Here is an 18,031-nt window from a genome sequence, read left to right as displayed (position 1 = left end):
GGGAAGCCCGGCGTTGGTCGCGGCGTCCAACGTCAAGCTGCACCACGCCGCGACGTGGCTCGCGGAGAACCGCTGGGCTTGTTAGCCGGGTGCACGTGTCGTAGATCTTGTTGCTGGGCATCCACGTTCTGACCGGACGAGCGAGGAGGCCGTGATGCAGGGCGACGTCGAGACCTACTACGAGAACGGAACGTGGAAGAACAAGGTCGAAGGCAACTCTCAGGCGTCCAGCACGCACGACACCAAGGCCGACGCCGTCGCCAAGGGCCGCGAGATGGCGATCGAACGCGGGGTCGAGCACGTCATCCGCAACATGGACGGCACGATCGGCGAGAAGAACACCTATCCGCGCAGCAGCGACCCGCGCAACATCCCCGGGTGACAGCAGGCTCCTGCGCAACCGCTTCGCCGTACACGCTCGTGCTCCACAGTGGACGGCAGATCGGAAGCAGAGACCCGGCAGGCCCGAAGCCACGCGCGTCGAACCCCTGTGGAAGTCGAAGCGCTGCAACGGAAAGCGATACGAGCATCGTTCCGACGTGACTAACCCCTCGGCCCGCAGTACTCGAACGTCAGGCACCGACCTGCATCTGGGCCGCAGCCGCGACGATGCGCGCGCGGGTGGTGACCCCGCGCGGGGTCAGCGTTTGCGGACGGTCTGTTGTGGACGGTGGTCAGCCGAACGGGGTGATCGTGTCGAAGGGCTGCTGGAAACGCACGGGGATGCCCGACTCGGCGCTCTTGCGGTCGAGCAGGTCCTTCGTCCTGGCGAACTTGTCCAGGAGCCGCGGCATTGGGCGCGGCCTCCTGCCGAGTGATCGGCCGAAGTTGTCCCAGTGCACGGGGATGACGAGGCCGGGGCGGGTGGCCTCGACGGTGTGCTGCCAGTAGTCGTCCTGGAACTGGGCGGGCTGGGCACCGAGGCCGCCGATGCCGAGGTAGAGCAGGTCGACCCGCAGGCCGTCGAACTTGTGCGGAACGAAGTTGGCACTGGGGTGGACCAGGATCGTGCCGGTCGGGTGCTCGAAGAGGAACGAGTAGCAGCCGCCGGTGCGGTAGGCGCTCGCCCTGGCAGGCGGTACGAGCGGCGAGTCGATCGTGCCCGGATACCTGTCGCCCGGACTGTGCACGCCTTCGAAGACCCGGACCGTGAAGTCCCCGAAAGTGTGCGTGGAGCCGTCGCTGACGCGCTTCATCGAGGACGCGCCCAGACCGGCGCCGCGTCCGACGTTCAGCGTCGACTCCGAGCCGTGCAGGACTCCCCCGGCGCGCCGCACGATCTCGGGGGCGTCCAGGACGTGGTCGTAATGGGAATGCGCGACGAACACCGCGTCGAGATGCTCGATACCGCCTCGCGCGAGAGTGGCGGCGACAACGTTCGAAGAGGATGCGATGGGCCGGCCGAGGACGACGCGGAGCAGTGACGGCCTGGTGAAGAAGCCGTCGACGAGGATGCCGGAGACGCCGTCGGTGATGTGCACCGACGACGTCCCGAAGAAGGTGGATCGAACCGGCATCTCAGGCCAGCGCACGAACCAGGGCACGGCCCGCCGCACGCCCGGAGAAGATGCAGCCGCCGAGGAAGGTGCCTTCCAGCGCGTTGTAGCCGTGCACGCCGCCACCTCCGAACCCGGCGACCTCGCCCGCGGCGTACAGGCCCGGGAACGGCGTGCCGTCGGTGTGCAGCGCCTGCGAGTCGAGGGTGGTCTGGATGCCGCCCAGCGTCTTGCGGGTGAGGACGTTGAGCCGGACCGCGATCAACGGTCCGTGCGCGGGGTCGAGGATCCGGTGCGGCTTGGCGACCCGCACCAGCCGGTCACCCAGGCCGCGGCGGGCGTTGCCGATGGCCATCAGCTGGAGGTCCTTGGAGAAGCTGTTGCCGGTCTCGCGGTCGCGCGCGACGATCTGCCGTTCGATCTCCGCCGGGTCCAGCTGCGGGCCGCGGCCGATCTTGTTCATGCCGGCGACGAGCTCCCCGATGGTGCCCGCGACGACGAAGTCCACGCCGTGCTTCTTGAAGGCCTCGACCGGGCCGGGTGCTTCCTTGCCACCGCGGCTGGTCAGCGTCTTGCGGAGGTCCTTGCCGGTGATGTCGGGGTTCTGCTCGGAACCCGAGAGCACGAACTCGCGGTTGATGATCGTCTGGTTAAGCACGAACCACGAGTAGTCGTAGCCGGTCGAGAGGATCGCCTTCATCGACTGGTTGGTGTCGAAACCGGGGAAGTTCGGTGCCGGGAGCCGCTTTCCGGTGGCGTCGAACCACATCGAGGACGGGCCGGGGATGATCCTGATCGCGTGGTCCGGCCAGATCGGGTCCCAGTTGTGCAGTCCCTCGGTGTAGTGCCACATCCGGTCGCGGTTGACCAGGTTCGCGCCGGCCTGCTCGCTCACCGCGAGCATCCGCCCGTCGACGTGCGCGGGCACCCCGGAGATCATGGTCTCCGGGCACTTGCCGAGACGGTCGACCGGCCAGTTGGCGCGAATCAGGTCGTGGTTGTGGCCGATCCCGCCGGACGTCACGACGACCGCCTTGGCCCGCAGCTCGAAGCTGTCCACGACCACCCGCGAGGACGCCTGGCCGCGCTCCAGGTCGGACGGTTCGAGGACACTGCCGCGCACACCCACGGCGGCACCGTTCTCGACGACGATCTCGTCGACCTGGTGGCGGAACGAGAACTGGACCAGCCCGCGGCGTTCGGCCTCCAGCACCGGCTCGAGGAACACCCGCACCACCTCGGGCCCGGTGCCCCAGGTCAGGTGGAAGCGCGGCACCGAGTTGCCGTGACCGTCGGCGAGCCCGCCGCCGCGCTCGGCCCACCCGACCACCGGCGTGAACCGCAGTCCCAGATCGCGCAGGTACTGCCGCTTCTGGGTCGCGGCGAACCGCACGTAGGCCTCCGCCCACTGCCGTGCCCAGTGGTCCTCGTCGTCGCGGTCGAAACCGGCGGAGCCCAGCCAGTCCTGCAGGGCGAGGTCGTAGGAGTCCTTGATGCCGTTGCGGCGCTGTTCGGGGCTGTCGACCAGGAACAGCCCGCCGAGCGACCAGAACGCCTGACCGCCGAGGTTCGCGCGGTTCTCCTGCTCGACGACCAGCACCCGGCGCCCGGCCTTGGTGAGCTCGTAGGTGGCGACGAGGCCCGCGAGCCCGGCACCCACCACGATCACGTCGGCTTCGTAGGTCATGACTGCTCCTTGCTTTCGACGCTGTACGCGGTGATGACGTGGCTGAACAGGGCGGCTCGGCGCCGCCAGGGCTCGGGGTCGCCAGGTTCGCTCAGGCACTGCAGCGCGGTCCCGTCGTGCACCGCGACCAGCGCCTGCCCGAGCGCGCCGGGATCCGGCACGGTCCGGCCGATCCCGGCCAGTGCGGCCAGCAGGAACGGCGCGGTCGACGCCGCGATCGCCCGCTCGCGCTCGACGATCACCCGCCGCAGCTCGGGGTAGCGCAGCGCGTGGGCGGTGAACTCCGCGCTCACGCGGAACCACTCCTCGTCCACCGGGACCGCCCGCAGCAGGTTCGCGACCACGCCCTCGACATCACCGGCGACGTCACCAGCGGTGTCCTGCTGGAAGTCCTCGAACGCCTCCCGCATGCGGGTGATCAACTCGGCCGACCGCTGCTCCCACACGGCGAGGAAGAGCTCGTCCAGAGTCTCGAAGTTCGAGTAGAACGCGCCGCGCGAGTACCCGGCCCGCGCGCACACCTGCTCGACGGTGGACCGGCCGAAACCCTCCTCGGCGAACACGGCGACGGCCGACTCCAGCAGTCTCTGCCGCGTCTGGATCCGCCGCTTGGTGACCACGTGCACCTCCCGTTCGATACACCAATGTATCGGATACATCCGTGTATCCAAGAGAGGCACGTCACAACGTGTGTTAGCTCAACGCGGTGGTCAGAGTGCGGCGGGAGACTCCGCCTCGGGAATCAACAGCCGTGCCGCTCCCGTGCCGTCCGCCGGCACCGCCCAGACGTCGGAGTGCCCGCCGCCGCGCGGGATCGCGTACGCGATGGTCCGCGCGTCGAGCCAGGCGGGCTGGTCGTCGACACTGCGGCCTTCGGCGAGGGGCGTCACGCCACCGGTCGCCAGGTCGAGCACGGAGAGCCGCCAGCCCTTCGCCGGGTCACCGTCCACAGCGGACTTGAACGCGATCCGCTTCCCGTCCGGGGACAGGGAAGGACACTCCACGTTGTCGCGGAGCGCACGCACGGTTCGCGCCGAGAAATCGCCCTCCACCAGGTATCGGTGGTCGCCGGTCGACATCGTCGCGAAGAACCGGTTCTCGTCCTGGGCGAAGGTGATGCCCCAGAAGTTGAGGTCGGCGGCCTGGTAAGGCTTCCCGTCGACCGTCACACCGAAGTCCTCCAGCGTGGCCTCAAGAGAGTCGCTCGTGGTGTCCAGCATCCCGGCACGCGTGGAGAACTTCCCGCCGTTGTAGGAATCCCCGGTGACGAAGACGGTCCAGGCCACCCGGTGCCCGCTGGGCGAGACCCTCGCCCGGTTGGGCAGCCCCACCAGCGGAATCTCCTGTTTCACGGCCAGCGCGGCGTCGAACACGACGAGCTGGTAGGTGGTCAGCCCGTGCTCCGGGCGCAGGCAGAGGCCGGTGCCGCCGGCGGCGTACACCCGGTTGCAGGTCATGTTCGACACCGCCCGCGCGCCACCGGGGTCGTCGGCCGCCACCGTCGCGAGGCGCCCGCGTTCCGCGTCCGCCGTGCTGCGGAACAGCAAACGTGGTCCGCTCAGGGTCACCGCGTCGGTGGTCGCGACCGCAGTGGCGCGGTTGCGAGCCCTGACGAGTCCTGTGTAGACGACCGCGGTCACTGCCAGGACGACGACTCCGACGAGCGCGAGCAGAACACGGTTGCGGGTGGTCAAGCACGCACCTCCTTGCGCGGCACCAGCAGCAACACGGTGCCGACGACGGCCAGGAGCACCATACCGGCGGCCACACCGACCGCGGTGCCCGCACCCCAGACCTGCCAGAACAGTCCGAACAGGACGGACGAGAGGAAGTACGACAGGGCCTGGCCGGTCTGCACGATCGAGATGCCGGTGGTGCGCAGCGCTTCCGGCAGGATCGGGCCGGCCAGCGCCATCAGCACACCGTCGGTCGCGGCGTAGAAGGCGCCGTAGCACCCGAGCGTGAGCACGAACAGCGGCCAGCCCGCCACCGGGCTGAGGAGCAGCAGGTACACGACGGCGAGCCCGCCGTAGCCGCACAGCATCACCGGCAGGCGGCCGACCCGGTCGGCCAGCGCACCCAGTGGCGCGGCCAGCAGGAGGTAGGCGAGATTGGTCCCGACCGCCAGCAGCGGAAACCATCCGTTCGCGATGTCTTCCTTGCGCTGCAACAACAAGTACACGAAACCATCGCCGATGGTGACCGTTCCCAGCACGCAGGCGGCGAGCAGCAGCCGTCGCACCCCGGCGTCACGCAACAGCGAGACGACCGCGCGAGGCGACACACTCGCGGCCGTCGCCGGCGCCGAACGCCGGTCCCGCACGAACAAGCAGAGCAGCAGCACTCCGAAGGCCGCGATGCAGAAGCTCGTCACGAACACGGCGTCGAAACCGTCGGCGCCGGTGGACGATCCGGCCGCGGCCAGCACGGCCACCGCGACCAGTGGCCCGGCGAACGCGCCGGCGCTGTCCATCGCCCGATGTACGCCGAACGCGCGGCCGAGCATGGATTCCGGCGCGGACAAGGTGATCAGCGCGTCCCGTGGCGCGGTCCGCAGTCCCTTGCCGGTGCGGTCGGCCGTCAGCACCGCCCCGATCGCGGCCGCCGAGGACCCGGCGGCCACCAGCCCCAGCTTGGCCACGGCCGAGAGCGCGTACCCGATCCCGGCGACGGCCTTCTTCCGCCCGGCGCGGTCCGCGACGTAGCCGCCGACCAGCCGCAGCACGGCCGTCGCCCCGGTGTACAGCCCGTCGAACAAGCCGTAGGACAGCGGGCTCAGATGCAACCCGACCACCAGGTAGATCGGCAGCACGGCGGTGACCATCTCGGACGAGATGTCGGTGACGAGACTGACCGTGCCCAGTGCCAGGACGTTTCCGCCCAGCGCGCGCAGCGTCCGCCGGGACAGGCCGCCGGAGTGCTCCCGGCGGCCGATCGTCGACAGGTACACCGCTACTGCCACACATCCAGGATCGGCGACTTCTGCGCCGCGTTGCCGATACCGGGCAGGCCGTGCGCGGCCTCGATGGTCCGCAGCACGGTGTAGTGGTTGATCGTTTCGCTGTAGCTGCCCGGCTTGACGTGCGCGCCGGTGAACGTGGTGAAGATCTGGTTCACCGAGGTGTTGCTGTCCTCGTCGAACGTGACGATGAGCAGGCTGTTGTGCGTCTTCGCCCACGTCGCGTAGGCGTCGAGGTTCTTCTTGAGCCAGCTGTCGCCCGTGCCGATCGAGCAGTCGTGCATGTCGTTGCACATGTCGGGGGTCACGAAGGCGACGTCCGGCAGCTTCGTGAAGTCGCTGGGGAACGAGGAGAACCTGCGGTTGCTGGACGAGGGGACGTTGCTGAAGTCCACCCAGGAGTTGTGCTTGCGCTTGTAGGTGCCGCTCGAACAGCCGGTGTAGCCGTCGGACGGCATCGCCTCCGAGTACCCGGTGAACTTCTTCCCCTTGCCCGCCAACTGGGTCGCGAGGTTCTCCTTCGCGCCGAGGTTCATCGGGCAGGCGTCGTCGTCAACGCCCTGGGTCGAACCCGAGAACAGCGCGATGTAGTTGGGCTGGCTCGGGTGCGTGATCGCGAACGACTTGGTGAACTTCGCGCTCTTCGCCGCGAGCTGGTTGAAGTAGGACGCGCTGGAGCTTCCGTTGATGGACGAGTACTTCTTGTTCTCGAACATCACCAGCACGATGTGGTCGAAGGCGGGCACCGACGCCACCACCGGCTTGACCGCGGTGACCGGGTCCGCGGGTGAACCGGCGACAGTCGCGGCGAGGCCGGCCGCGGCCATCGTCGCCACCGCGATCCGCTTGACGAACATGGATCCTCCAGGAAGTCGAGCGGCGGCGGATGTTTCGCTCGCATCTAATCCCAGATTCGACGATCATCGGCGGTTTCCGGCCGTCCTCTGCACGATTGAACAGCACCGCGATTTTCACGCAGCAGGAAATGCGGTAACGCCTGTCCTAGGCGAACACCGCCGGGTCCACCTCGAAGGCGCAGGCGACCAGGGCGTCGAGATCCAGCGCGGCTCCGGCGGCCATCGCGGCGTCCAGTTCGGCGTCGGTGAGCGTGGCCCGGATGCGGCGCACCGTGCCGTCCCGGACGGCCAGCTGGTGCTTGGTCATCGGGGAGCCGTCCTGCTCGCGGATCACCCCGACGGCGCCGAGCATCTTCGCGGCCGACTCGGCGTCCACCGTGCTGAGCAGGTCGACGAGCGAGCTCATCGTGTAGAGGACCGCGAACCGGTCCCCGAACCCGTGGTGGATGCGGATGGCGGCGGTGTAGAGGCGGTACGCCTCGACCGGGTCGCCTTCGAGCCGGGTGAGCCGGCCGAGGATGTGGCAGGCGTACGCCTCACCGCCCATGTCGCCGATCTGCCTGGCGGTCTCGACTGCTTCGGTGAGCAGCGGGCGAGCGGCGGCTGCGTCGCGCAGGTCCACGCAGACGTCGCCGAGACCGACGAGATCCAGCAGCAGCGTGCGGAGGTTGCCGACCACGCGGTCCAGCTCGACGTTGTGCCGCATGAGGTCGCGCGCGGTGTGCAGGTCGCCCTCGAAACGGGCGATGATCGACAGGTTGCCGCGCGCCGCGGCCAGGACGTTGCCGCGTTTCCCGTGCGCCTGCTCGATCTCCACGCACTCGCCGAAGTACGCGCGGGCCTGGTCCAGGTCACCGCTCTGCCTGGCGACGAGGCCGACGACGTTCAGCGCCTGGGCCATCAGGTCGTGGTCACCGAGCCCGCGGGCGATCCGCAGGCTCTCCTCGCCCAGCGACCGGGCCGTCGCCTGGTCGTCCTGCTTGATCGCGAGGAACGCCGCGGAGTCCATCACCCTGCCGCGAACGCCTTCTGGCAGCCCGTTCCCGGCGAGCAGGCGGCGATGCCATTCCCGGCCCTCGCGGATGTGCCAGCCCTTCTGCCAGAACCGGTTGACGCCGAGGACGATCCGGGCGGCGGTGAGCAGATCACCGGCTGCCATGGCCCTGGTGTGCGCCGCGCGCAGGTTGAGGTACTCGCGGCTGACCCGCGCGTACCACGCCGCTCCGTCGTGGCCGCCCAGGCCGCGGTCCGCGCGTTCGGCGAACTCGGCGAAGAAAGCGGTGTGGCGCCCGGTCACCTCGTCGTCGGCCAGCTTTTCGCCGGCGTAGGCGCGGATGGTCTCCAGCATCGTGTACCGCAGGCCGTCCTCGGTGTGCCGCGCGCCGAGGAGGTTGCGGTCGACGAGTCCGTTCAGCCGCTTGGTCAGCCTCTCGGTCGTTTCGCCGGACGGCAGGCAGATCGCGGCGACGGCGTCGGCGGTGCAGCCACCGGCGAACACCGCCAGGCGGGTCAGCAGCTCCTGGTCGTCCGCGTCGAGCAGCGCGAAGCTCCAGTCGATGGTGGCGCGCAGGGTCCGTTGCCGCGCGGGCAGGTCCTGGGGCCCGGTGGCGGGCAGCTCCGACTGGTCGTTCAGCTGGTCGAGGATCTGGGTCGGCGAGAGGACGTCGCAGTTCGCCGCGGTGAGCTCGATGGCCAGCGGCAGCCCGTCCAGCCGGACGCACACCTCGGCCGCGGCGCGCAGGTCGTCCGCGGAGAACGTCAGCCCGTACACGGCCTCGGTCGCCCTCGACACGAACAACGCCAGCGCGGGCCAGGACGCCAGCGCCTCGTCGGTCTCCTCCGGCCGCGACGGCAGGCGGTCCAGGTCGGGCACCGGCAGCGGCGGCACCGGGTAGACCTGCTCGCCGGACAGGCGCAGGCGCTGCCGGCTCGTGGTCAGCACCCGCACTCCCGGCGCCGCGGCCAGCAGTGCCGCCACGAACGAGCCCGCGCTCAGCACGTGCTCGAAGTTGTCCAGCACCAGCAGCAGTTCCAGCCCGCTCAACGCCCGGATCACCGCGTCGGTCAGCGGCTCGTTCGTGCCTTCCGGCACCTCCAGCACCGCGGCGACCGCGGAGACCACCATCTCGGTCGTGGTGGCCTCGGCGAGCGACACGAACACGGCGCCGTCCGCGAACTCGTCCGCCACGGCCCCGGCGACGGCCAGCGCCAGCCGGGTCTTGCCGATGCCACCGGCGCCGGTCAGGGTGACCAGCCGTCGTTCGGCGAGCAGGTCGGTCATCCGCGAGACGTCCCGCGCCCGGCCCACCAGGCTGCTGACCGCCGCGGGCAGGCGCCGCCGGGCGTTGTCGGCACGGGCCAGCGCCGCCGCGGACACGCCCCAGTCCCCGTTGCCGCCCTGCTCCAGGTGGCCGCGGCCGGCGAGCTGCGTCAGCCCGCGCTCGGCCTGGGCGACGAAACCACCGCTGCGCCGGGCCAGCCAGTGCACCAGTTCCCGCGTGGGTTCACCGTGCAGCGTCGAGCGCAGCCACACGTGCAACGCCGACTCGGACAACGGCTCCAGCACCGCGGTGTCCAGCAGCGGCAGCACCGGCGGCGCCGGTCCGGCGGGATCGTGCACCGCCTGCACCAGCCCGACGACCCGCACGGAGCCGGCCAGCCGCCGCAGCCGCCGTCCCACGTCCGCGAGGTCGGCGTCGGTGTCGACGAGCACCAGCACCCGCTCGGCGTGCCCTGCCGGTTCCGCGATCCCGTCGACCACCTCGAACCCGCGCAGCCCGGCCAGTTTCCCGACCTCGGCCAGGAACCTGGTGTGCCCGGCGCCGCGCTCGCCCACCACCCGCAGCGCGCCGCGTCCGGACGCGTCCAGGCGGACCAGGAAGTCGCGCACGACCGCCAGCGCCGCGTCCCGCTCCAGCAACCTCTCCGACGACCGCCGCCCGCTCGCCTGCAGGTCGTCACCGACCGCACGGCCCCGCCCGCGGCGCTTGGCCAGGTAGTTGCGGCGGTCGGCGAGCTCGATCAGCGACTGCCGGTCGCCCGCGTCGTCCGGGTAGGTGGCCAGGCCGAGGCTGATCGACACCGACAGCGGCGGACTTCCCGGGAACGGCTTGGTGCCGATGGCGTCGACCAGCCGCGACGCGACCTGCAGCGCCTCCACCGCGCCCGTCTCCGGCAGCACCAGCACGAACTCGTCCCCGCCGTAGCGCACCAGCACGTCGGCGTCGCGGACCACGCCCTTGGCCCGCTCGACGATCGAGCGCAGCACCACGTCACCGCGCGCGTGCCCGTACGCGTCGTTGACGGTCTTGAAGTGGTCGACGTCGAACACGAAAACCGAGCAGCATCCGCCGATCTGCCGGGCCCTGGCGATCGCGCCGTCGAGGCAGCCGTTCAGCCCCCCACGCGCGAGCGCACCGGTGACCACGTCGGTGAGCAGCGTGCGGAGCACACCGCGGTCGAGATCGGGAGGATCGGTCACGACGCTCCGTTAGAGGTTTGGACGACCGCTTTCGTAAGCCGCGTACCGTAACCGAAGCGGCTTCCGGACGGTACCCAACGAGTACCACAACCAACCATCAAGACTCTCCGGATCAGCCATGCCGATCAGCTATGGCCGCACAGGTCGGATCATCCCAGCCCGTCGTGATCGAGCAGCAGCGCGGTGCGGGCCTCGCCGTAGCGGTGACCGGTGATCCGGTGCAGGGCAAGGGCTTGCTGCCCGCACGCCGCCGCCCGCTCGTGGTCACCGGTGCGGAGATGGATCTCCAGCAGCACGGTGAGGGCCTCGGCGGCGGCGATGCGGAAGCCCACGCGATCGGCCTCGGCCAACGCGTGCTCGGCGAGCGTGCGGGCGCGGCCGGGAAGACCCAGGCGCAGGTGGCACGCGGCGAGGCCGGTGAGGGCGACGACCTCCGCGTAGAGAGTGCCCGCGGTGCGGGCCAGTCGTAGTGCGCGTTCGTGATCGGCGCGGGCCTCGGCGGCCTCTCCCCTGCGCAGCCGTACCGCGCCGAGAGTGTTGAGCGCGTTCGTCGCCACCGGGAGATGGCCGGTCTCGGTGGCGAGCGCGACCGCTTCGAGAGCGCGATCCAGTGCCCGGTCGTGCTTGCCCTGGTCCAGCCAGATGCGCGCGAGGATGCGCGACGACTCGGCCTGCGCGCCGCGGTCACCCACCTCGCGGTGCAACTCCAGCGCCTGCGTGACGTGGTCGTACGCCACGTCGAGCCGGCCGAGCTGGTGGTAGGTGTCGGCGAGGTTCGCGAGGTTCACCGCTTCCTTCTGCCGGGCGCCCAGCTCGCGGTGCAGCACGAGGGCGCGCCGGTGGTGTTCAACGGCGCGGTCGAGCTCGCCCTGCAGTTCGCAGACGAGCCCGAGGTTGCCGAGCGTGTTCGCCTCCCCCGCCGTGCGGCCGGTGCGGACCGCCACGTCGAGGCCCTGCCGGTAGTGCTCCGCGGCCTGCGCCAGGTCGCCCAGCCAGAAGTGCGCGGTGCCGAGGTTTCCCAGCGCCACGGCGGCGCCGTCGAGCCAGCCGCCGGACCGCGCCAGTGCGGCGGCTCGGGTGTAGTGCTCGATCGCGACCCGGTAGCGGCCGTGCAACCGGTGCAGGTCGGCGAGGCAGAGGGTCGCCGCGGCCTGTCCCGGGAGATCACCCTCGGCGGTCGCCGCTTCGAGCCCCGCCGTCCCGATCGCCAGCCACTCGACCGTGCACATGCGACGCCAGAAGTAGAGCCGCAGCGAGGCCGTCACCTGCCAGGCGACCCGTGCCGGTCCGCGGTCGGCGGCGAGCCGGGTGACGGCGACCAGTCCGGCCAGCTCCGCGTCGAGCCACGCAAGCGCTTCCGCCGACGTGGCAAGAGGTTCCGCCGTCGCCAGCGGAAGCCGGACCGCCTCGGGGTCGAGCGTGCGGGCCGCGCCGTCGACCCCGTGCCGATACCAGTCGAACAGCCGCCCGAGCGCCGCGTCGCGGTCGTCGTCGGTGGCGGCCCGCTCGGCCGCGTACAGCCGGAGCAGGTCGTGGAACCCGTACCGGCCCGGTGCAGGCTGGAGGAGAAGATGGGCGTCGGCGAGCAGGTCCAGCACCGGCCCGGCGTCGGCGCCGAGCAACGCCGTGGCGGCCGCGACCGCGAAGTCCGGTCCCGGCACCAGACCGAGCAGCCGGAACAGCCGGGCGGCCTCCTCTGGCAGCGCCGCGTACGAGTGGTCGAACGCGACGCGGACAGCGGTCTCGTCGTCACCGACCACGGCGAGCCGGTCGAGCCGGTCGTCCACCGCGAGAGCGGCGACGTGCGCGGCGACGGTCCGGCCGGGCCGCAACGTCAGGTTGGCGGCGGCGATCCGCAGTGCCAGCGGCAGAAATCCGCACAGGCGCGCGAGCTCCGCGACATTCGCGGGCTCGGCGTCGACCCGCTCCCCCAGCGTGTCGCGCAGCAACGCGACCGCCTCGGGCGGTGTGAGCACGTCGAGCGCGAGATGGGCGGCGCCGTCACGGGCGACCAGGCCGCCGAGTCCGTACCTGCTCGTGACCACGACGACGCAGCCGGAACCGCCCGGCAACAGCGGACGGACCTGGTCGACCCCGCGGGCGTCGTCGAGCAGCACCAGCATCCGCCGGTCGGCCAGCATCGTGCGGTAGAGATCGGCAGCTCGGTCGAGGTCCAGCGGGATCTGGGCGGCCGGAAGTCCCAGCGCCGCGAGGAATCCGGCCAGCGCGCCTGCGGGCTGCACCGGTGAAGTCGAGGCGTGCCCGCGCAGGTTCACGTAGAGCTGGCCGTCGGCGAACCGGTCGCGCACGCGGTGCGCCCAGTGCACGGCCAGCGTCGTCTTACCGACCCCGGCCGCACCCGCGACCACCGCGACGGACGGACGAGCCGGCTCGGCGGCGACGAGCGCGTCGAGCCGGTCGAGGTCGGCGGACCGTCCGGTGAACGCGCGGACACCCGCTGGCAGCTGGGCCGGCACCGGGCTTTCCGGTGCCGGCGACAGGGGTTCGTGCTCCCGGTAGGCCGCGAGCGCGTCGTCGCCCGCGAGCACCGCCCGTTCGACGCGTCTGGGCACCGCGCTCGGCTCGATGCCCAGCTGCTCGACGAGCGTGGCGCGCAACTGCCGGAACGCCGCCAGCGCGTCGTTCTGCCGGCCGGTGCCGGACAGCGCGACCATCAGCTGCGCCCAGAACCGTTCGCGCAACGGGTGTTCGCGCACCAGCACCGCCAGCTCGGCGGCGAGATCGGCGAACCGGCCGCGGTCGAGGTCGAGGTCGATCCGCCGTTCCAGCACCACGAGCCGCCGCTCGTCCAGCCGCGCCGCCGCGACCCGGCAGGCGTCCAGGTCCACGTCGTGCAACGCCGGACCCCGCCACAGCTCCAGCGCGGCGGACAGCAGGTCCTTCGCTGCCAGCCGCTCGAACTCGTCCGCGTCGAGCTCGCCGGGAAGCACCCGCAGGAGATAGCCGGGAGACCGCGTGACGAGCCGGTCCGCCGGCACCACGCGGCGCAGTCCGGAAACGCAGCCGTGCAACAGGTTCTTCGCCGTCGCGGGTGGACTGTCGCCCCAGAGGTCGGTCATCAGCCGCTCCTGCGACACCACCCTGTTGGCCTCCACCAACAACAATGCGAGGAGCGCCCGTTGCTGCGGCCCTCCCAGCACCAGCACCCCGTTGTCGGCCAGCACCTCCAACGGACCGAGGATCTTGAACTGGACGGGCACGGCGTGCCTCCGCACGAGGAAGAAGAACTCTCCTCGTGAAGTGCCGCCGCACCCGTCTCAGATACACCCCTCGGTCAGAACACGACGCCGTACCGGACGAGATAGCGCCAGTCGGCGGAGTTCCTCGGGTCGTCGTCGCCATAACGGATCTCGAAGTTGTTCGCGGTGGCCACCACGCCGAGGTCCCGGATGTGGTTGTCGCCGCTGTCCCCGGTGTTCAGGTTGTCCATGGAGAAACCGCGGATGACCTTCTCGCCGGCGAACGCCGCCGGGGTGGCCAGACCGCTCGCGTGCACCGCGCTCGAGGTCTCGGTGATGACGCCGAACCTGCTGCGCGGCACCCAGGCGTAGCTGACGTCGTAGGTGAACGGGTCGTCGCCGTTGTTGTCCCGGAACGTCGTCGTCAGAATGCCGTTGTCCTCCTGCACACCGATCTTGTCGAGGTGGTGGTCCCCGTTCTCGAAGGTGACCCGGAAGCCCTGGAGCACGAACACGACGTCCGCGGCCGGGCGGGTGAAGAGGAACGCCGAGCACTGTCCCACGCACGTGCCGTGGAACGAGGCCTGAACGACACCGGTCGCGTCGACGTGCTCGGTGGAGACGCGATAGCCGTAGTCGTCGTCACCGTTCTCGTCGGCGAACGCGACCTCGACTCCGATCTGTTGCGGCAACGGCATCGCCGAGACCTGGCGGATGTGGTGGTCGCCGCCGGTGAAGTGGTACTGGAACCGGGCCAGCAGCGGGACGCCGAAATTGCTTCCGGCAGCACGGAAGATCGTGCCGTGCCCGTTGCCGCTCACCTCGTCGAGCAGCGCGGCCTCGGCCGGAGCCGTCACGCCGGCGAGAAGAGCCAGCGCCGCGCCCGCTGTGACGAGTCCGCGCAGAAACTTGCGTCTGTACATGGGTTTCCGCCCCTTTCAGAGCTCGCAGTCCTTGGTGTCGCCGGGATCGGCGGTGCAGAGGTCGGTGCCGAAGCCACCGATGACCGTGTCGTTGCCGGAGATGCCGTCGACCGCGCGGATCACGTCGTTCGACTGGCCGCCGCGCAGCACGTTCGCGTTGCCGTTGCCGGTGATGATGTTGGGCCCGACCGCGCCGTTGACGTTCTCGACGTCGGTCCAGTTGTTGTCGCCCTCGCCGGGCTCGCCGTCGTCGGCGACCGCGTCCAGGCTGATGGTGATCGTTTTGCCCGCGCCGGACTGACGAGGGCTGTAGTTCGCGGTGTCGGCACCCGCGCCACCGAAGAAGAAGTCGCTGCCGTCCAAGGAGACCAGCGAGTCGGAGACGTCGTTGCCGTCGCCGCCGTTCGCGGCGTCGTTGCCGAGACCGCCGATGAGCTCGTCGTTGCCCTCCTCACCGAACAGGTCGTCGTTGCCGGCCTCGCCCGCGAGGAGGTCGTCGCCGGGCCCGCCGAACAGCTCGTCGTCGCCACCACCGGCGAACACCTTGTCGTTGCCGTTGCCACCAGTGAGGTTGTCGCGGACGGGCCCGCCGAAGAGCGTGTCGTTGCCGTCGTTGCCGACCAGCCCCCCGCTGCCGCTGTTGACCAGCTTGAGCGTGTCGTCACCCGCGCCACCGAAGGCGTCGAAGTTCGTGGACAGCGTGTCGTTGCCGGATCCGCCGAACACGAACGTCTGCACCTTGCCCGCGCTCGCGTCGAGCACGTCGTTGCCCGCGCCGCCGATGATCTGCCCGACGTCGGCGCCGATGTTGTCGCGTTCACCGGCCGCGCCGTCGTTGGCGGTGCCGTCGAGCGTGACGGTGACCGCCGTGGTGCGCGCGACGTAGGTGACCGCGTCGGAACCGGAGTTCCCGACGTAGGTGTCCGCGCCGTCAGCGACCGCGTCGGCGACCATCGTGTCGTCGCCCGTGCCTCCGTCGAACAGGTCGTCACCGGTGCCGAGGCAGACGGTGTCGTTGCCGTCGAGCCCGAGCACGAGGTCGTTGCCCGCGCCGGCCGCGATGACGTCGTTGCCGGGTGTGCCGATGATCGAGTCGTTGCCCGCCGTCCCGGAGATCGTGACCGGCAGCCCGTTGCAGGTGGTGGCCGCGTACGCCGGCAGCACCGGGACCGCGAGGGCGGCGGTGAGCACGGCGGCGGCCAGAATGGCAGGTCGCATCAGATTCCTCCCCTACCTCGAATGCGTGTGGGCCGACCCTGCCCCACGCCGCTGGGCAAGCTCTGGGAATCCGCTGCCCACGCACCGGAAGTCAGCTCGCAGTGGAATCAGCACCCGTCCGGAGCAATACCGGCGATCATTTTCCCGACGCTGTCGAATCAATTCCCGAAATGTCGTCCGTGCTGTAACACGGCCCCAATTCCGGGGGATTCCTCAACCATGCGAACCACGACTCGACTGATCCTGGCCGCTACCACAACACTCCTGACAGGGCCGGTGACCGCCGGACCGGGCCAGGCCGCCGCGCCCTCCCCCGCGTGCGGCGACACGGTCACCGCCGACATCACGCTTTCCGCCAACCTCCACTGCACCGGCCCCGGACTCGTCGTCAAGGCCGGCGACGTCGTCGTGAACCTCAACGGCCACAGCATCACCGGATCCGGCACGGGTACCGGAATTTCCGTGATCGGGCAGAATCACGTCCACGTCCGGAACGGCAGAATCTCCGGCTTCGACCGCGGCGTGTTCTTCGCGGAATCGGCCGGCAGCGAGATGACCGACCTGAGCATCACCGACAACGTCAGCCAGAACATCCAGACCGCGGACCGCAGCACCGACCTGAAGCTGACCGGCAGCAAGATCCGCCGCGGCCGGGTGGAGATCAACACGACCTCCGGGCTGACCGTCACCGACACCCAGTTCGTCCAGGCCGGGCTCGATCTCAAGCTCAGCAGCCGGTCACCGAAGATCTCCGGCTCCACCTTCGTCGACAGCGACGTGTTCTTCTCGACGAACGCGAACGACGCCTCGCTCACGGGCAGCACCCTGATCAGATCAGGCGTGGGTCTGCGTGAGGCGGACGGGCTGACGGTGTCCGGCAACGTCTTCAACCAGGGCTACGTCAGGGTGCTCAACGCCTGCCGCAACACCACGATCACCGACAACCGCTTCACCAACGGCGATCGGGCGGTCTTCGTCCAGCAGCCTGCCTCGTCCACGAACCTGCAGGTCACCAAGAACAGGTTCACCGGAAACCAGATCGGAGTGGACGCGTCCGACCAGTTCACCGGCCTGGAGGACGGGATCACGATCTCCGAGAACACGTTCACCGACAACGCGGTCGCCGGGATCCTGCTGGAGTCCTCGTCGAACCACATCGGCTACCGGGCACTCATCGCGGGGAACACGCTGAAGTCGAACGGGAAGAGGTCCGGCGGGCGGGTCGACAACGCGGGCCGCCCGATCAACGACGGCATCCACGTGAACGTCCCCGCGGGCGCACCCGTGGAGATCGCCGGGAACATCACCAGGAGAAACGCCGAGTACGGCATCGAAGCGGTCCCCGGATCGGTGACGGACGGCGGCGGGAACGACTCCTCGGGCGACCCCTCGGGATGTCTCGGCGTCGTGTGTGCGTAGCGGGTAGTCCCGTCAGCTTGCCAGCGCGGGCGACTTCTTCGCCGCGGACCCGAGCCGGATCGCCGACACCAGGAAGAAGATGCCGCCGACCGCGGCATAGCCCGCGACGGTGGTGAGCGCGGCGTTCGGCTGCGAGGCCATCAGGATGAACGACGTGCCGGCGCCCACGGACAGGCCACCGCTGAGGATCATGGGCCACTGACCGCCCATCCGGCGCCGGCCGACGCCGACGACGAGCTGGACGATGCCGGACACGATGGCCCAGGCACCCCACACCTGCAGGATGCCGGGGATTCCGCTGGTGGCGCCGGCCACGGCGATGCCCACCGCGGCGAGTGAGCTGACGGCGATGTTCACGTAGAGGCCCAGCACGTTCTGGGACTGCTTGGTGGCACGCGCGTCGACGACGGCCGCGGCGACGTCGAACAGCGGGTAGATCACGACCAGCGTGATGCCGATCGGGCCGAGCTTCGCCGCGGTCACGCCCACCAGGACGGCCCAGACGAGCGCGAAGGCGGCACGGACGAAGTACAACCGCCGCAAGGACGACGCGGCGGAACTGGTGGCAGTCACAGGATTTCCTTCTGTTCGATGTGGACAGTCATGACCCAGCGCGGTGCGGGCCATGACCGCTGCGAGGTTCGAGCGGGTTCAGGCGGCGGCGTCGACGGTCACCGGGATGTTGCCGCGCGTCGCGTGGAGAACGGGTACGCGCTCAACTACGGCGTGGACCCGCTCGCCACCGTCGGCGACTAGTCCGAGATGTTGTTCTTGGCGACCACCTTGTCGAT

General features: G+C 70.2%; 13 protein-coding genes. 2 read left to right on the top strand and 11 right to left on the bottom strand.

Annotated elements, in window-relative coordinates:
- The first annotated feature begins 154 nt into the window (after nt 1–154).
- A complete protein-coding gene (locus ABZX92_RS39165) occupies nt 155–382 on the top strand; it encodes a DUF2188 domain-containing protein (RefSeq protein WP_355570531.1) in 228 nt (75 codons plus the stop codon).
- Between the two features lie 292 nt (nt 383–674).
- Here ABZX92_RS39165 and ABZX92_RS39160 read toward each other — a convergent pair whose 3' ends face one another.
- The 10 genes from ABZX92_RS39160 to ABZX92_RS39115 form a co-directional block, all read right to left on the bottom strand.
- Nucleotides 675–1,517 (bottom strand): MBL fold metallo-hydrolase, encoded by an 843-nt coding sequence (locus ABZX92_RS39160; protein ID WP_355570530.1) that lies wholly within the window; start codon nt 1,515–1,517, stop codon nt 675–677.
- A gap of 1 nt (nt 1,518) precedes the next feature.
- Nucleotides 1,519–3,183 carry an FAD-binding dehydrogenase gene (locus ABZX92_RS39155; RefSeq protein ID WP_355570529.1) on the bottom strand — a complete coding sequence of 555 codons (1,665 nt, stop codon included), beginning with the start codon at nt 3,181–3,183 and terminating at the stop codon, nt 1,519–1,521.
- Nucleotides 3,180–3,803, bottom strand: a complete 624-nt coding sequence (locus ABZX92_RS39150) for a TetR/AcrR family transcriptional regulator (protein ID WP_355570528.1) — start codon at nt 3,801–3,803, stop codon at nt 3,180–3,182. Before ABZX92_RS39150 ends, ABZX92_RS39155 begins: the two co-directional genes overlap by 4 nt.
- Nucleotides 3,804–3,893: 90 nt before the next feature.
- Nucleotides 3,894–4,877 carry a hypothetical protein gene (locus tag ABZX92_RS39145; RefSeq protein ID WP_355570527.1) on the bottom strand — a complete coding sequence of 328 codons (984 nt, stop codon included), beginning with the start codon at nt 4,875–4,877 and terminating at the stop codon, nt 3,894–3,896.
- A complete protein-coding gene (locus ABZX92_RS39140) occupies nt 4,874–6,133 on the bottom strand; it encodes an MFS transporter (RefSeq protein ID WP_355570532.1) in 1,260 nt (419 codons plus the stop codon). The genes ABZX92_RS39145 and ABZX92_RS39140 overlap by 4 nt, the downstream gene beginning before the upstream one ends.
- Nucleotides 6,134–6,135: 2 nt before the next feature.
- On the bottom strand, nt 6,136–6,999 hold the full coding sequence (locus ABZX92_RS39135) for an alkaline phosphatase family protein (RefSeq protein WP_355570526.1): 864 nt from the start codon (nt 6,997–6,999) through the stop codon (nt 6,136–6,138).
- Between the two features lie 145 nt (nt 7,000–7,144).
- Nucleotides 7,145–10,480 carry a diguanylate cyclase gene (locus tag ABZX92_RS39130; protein WP_355570525.1) on the bottom strand — a complete coding sequence of 1,112 codons (3,336 nt, stop codon included), beginning with the start codon at nt 10,478–10,480 and terminating at the stop codon, nt 7,145–7,147.
- Between the two features lie 149 nt (nt 10,481–10,629).
- Complete coding sequence (locus ABZX92_RS39125) at nt 10,630–13,701, bottom strand: tetratricopeptide repeat protein (protein WP_355570524.1); 3,072 nt, start codon at nt 13,699–13,701, stop codon at nt 10,630–10,632.
- A 74-nt stretch (nt 13,702–13,775) separates the two neighbouring features.
- Complete coding sequence (locus tag ABZX92_RS39120) at nt 13,776–14,603, bottom strand: hypothetical protein (RefSeq protein WP_355570523.1); 828 nt, start codon at nt 14,601–14,603, stop codon at nt 13,776–13,778.
- A 15-nt stretch (nt 14,604–14,618) separates the two neighbouring features.
- Nucleotides 14,619–15,821: a calcium-binding protein gene (locus ABZX92_RS39115; RefSeq protein ID WP_355570522.1), complete on the bottom strand. Its 1,203-nt coding sequence runs from the start codon at nt 15,819–15,821 to the stop codon at nt 14,619–14,621.
- A 219-nt stretch (nt 15,822–16,040) separates the two neighbouring features.
- Here ABZX92_RS39115 and ABZX92_RS39110 point away from each other — a divergent pair, with 219 nt between their 5' ends.
- Complete coding sequence (locus ABZX92_RS39110; RefSeq protein ID WP_355570521.1) at nt 16,041–17,240, top strand: right-handed parallel beta-helix repeat-containing protein; 1,200 nt, start codon at nt 16,041–16,043, stop codon at nt 17,238–17,240.
- Between the two features lie 12 nt (nt 17,241–17,252).
- On the opposite strand, the gene ABZX92_RS39105 is transcribed toward ABZX92_RS39110, so the two are convergent.
- Nucleotides 17,253–17,813, bottom strand: coding sequence for a hypothetical protein (locus ABZX92_RS39105; protein WP_355570520.1), 561 nt, complete (start codon nt 17,811–17,813; stop codon nt 17,253–17,255).
- Nucleotides 17,814–18,031 lie beyond the last annotated feature (218 nt).

Origin of the sequence: Lentzea sp. NPDC006480 (assembly GCF_040611995.1) — a bacterium.
In the GTDB taxonomy this organism is placed as follows: Bacteria; Actinomycetota; Actinomycetes; order Mycobacteriales; family Pseudonocardiaceae; genus Lentzea.
This window is presented reverse-complemented; position numbering and strand designations above follow the sequence as displayed.

Coding starts and splice junctions, on each gene's coding strand:
- ABZX92_RS39165 (WP_355570531.1), top strand. CDS start 155: ATGCAGGGCGACGTCGAGACCTACTACGAGAACGGAACGTGGAAGAAC.
- ABZX92_RS39160 (WP_355570530.1), bottom strand. CDS start 1,517: ATGCCGGTTCGATCCACCTTCTTCGGGACGTCGTCGGTGCACATCACC.
- ABZX92_RS39155 (WP_355570529.1), bottom strand. CDS start 3,183: ATGACCTACGAAGCCGACGTGATCGTGGTGGGTGCCGGGCTCGCGGGC.
- ABZX92_RS39135 (WP_355570526.1), bottom strand. CDS start 6,999: ATGTTCGTCAAGCGGATCGCGGTGGCGACGATGGCCGCGGCCGGCCTC.
- ABZX92_RS39120 (WP_355570523.1), bottom strand. CDS start 14,603: ATGTACAGACGCAAGTTTCTGCGCGGACTCGTCACAGCGGGCGCGGCG.
- ABZX92_RS39115 (WP_355570522.1), bottom strand. CDS start 15,821: ATGCGACCTGCCATTCTGGCCGCCGCCGTGCTCACCGCCGCCCTCGCG.
- ABZX92_RS39110 (WP_355570521.1), top strand. CDS start 16,041: ATGCGAACCACGACTCGACTGATCCTGGCCGCTACCACAACACTCCTG.